Annotated in this window: 1 protein-coding gene; it reads left to right on the top strand. The window is 66.1% G+C overall.

The features are described 5' to 3' along the window. Nucleotides 1–46: 46 nt before the first annotated feature. Entirely contained in the window at nt 47–1318 is a 1272-nt protein-coding gene (locus tag ON43_RS35120; protein ID WP_040814588.1) for an IS30 family transposase, read from the top strand. Nucleotides 1319–1329: the final 11 nt, after the last annotated feature.

The raw sequence follows: 1329 nt of genomic DNA on the forward strand, positions 1-1329 counted from the left end.
GCTTAGGTTCAAGGGGTGGTTGCAACACTGCTGATCAGGAGTGTTGATGAGTGTGTCTCGGCGGGGCCTGCATCGGCCGCTGCGTTCGACAATGCGTCGGTTCTGGGGGTTGATCGAGCGGGGAGTCCCGGTCGGTGAGGCCGCGGTAGCGTGCGGCGTGTCGGAAAACTGTGGTGGCCGTTGGGTTTCGGTGGTCGGCGGAGTCAAACCCGAGTTCGTTGTGGAGGGTCCGCGTCAGCGGCCGCGGTTGACACTGGCCGAGCGGGAGGAGATCGCGGTCGGGGTGGCCGCGGGTGAGTCGGCCAACTCGATCGCCGCCAGGATCGGGCGTTGGCCGTCCACGGTAACCCGCGAGATCGCGCGTAACGGCAGGCTGCGCAGCAACCAGCCCGTGTCTTACCGGCGCAAACACCGCTTCGGTGCCCGCCGCTGCGGTAACAGCGCCGGTCCGCATTACCGGGCGGTGCTGGCCCAGCAGCGCAGCGAGGCCCGCGCCCGCCGACCCAAGCCCGGCAAGCTGGCCACCACACCTGAGCTGGCCGCGATCGTGCAGGATCGACTCGAACGACGGCACAGCCCCGAGCAGATCGCGGGCGCGCTGAGAACCCAGTTCGGTGACCGACCGGAGATGCAGGTGTCACACGAAACGATCTACAAGGCGTTGTATGTGCAGGGCCGCGGCGAGTTGCGTCGCGAACTGCACACGGCCCTGCGCACCGGCCGCGCCCTGCGCAAGCCCCATCGCAGCACCGAAAACCGTAGCCCGCGAACCAAGTTCGCGGACATGGTGATGATCAGCGAGCGGCCCGCCGAGGTTGCCGACCGGGCCGTGCCCGGCCACTGGGAAGGCGATCTGATCATCGGCGCGGGCCAGGGCTCCCAGATCGGCACCCTGGTCGAACGCGCCAGCGGATTCGTGATGCTGCTGCACCTGCCCACCGGCCGCGACGCGAACACCCTCGCGCAGGCCATGATCGAGAAAATGGCGACCCTGCCCACCCAACTGCGTCGATCACTGACCTGGGACCAAGGCTCGGAAATGGCTCAACACGCCCGCATCAGCCTCGCCTGCGACCTCGACATCTACTTCTGTGACCCGCACTCGCCCTGGCAACGCGGCAGCAATGAGAATACCAACGGTCTTCTACGCCAATACTTTCCCAAAGGCACCGACCTGTCGATGTTCCCCGCCGACTACCTCGACTACGTCGCCACCCAACTCAACGACCGCCCCCGCAAACGTCACGGCTTCCAAACACCGGCCCAGGTACTCGACCACCTACTATCGAACCCACCCACTGTTGCAACAACCGCTTGAATCCACCTCGA

Origin of the sequence: Nocardia concava NBRC 100430 (assembly GCF_000308815.1) — a bacterium.
GTDB classification, from domain to species: Bacteria; Actinomycetota; Actinomycetes; order Mycobacteriales; family Mycobacteriaceae; genus Nocardia; species Nocardia concava.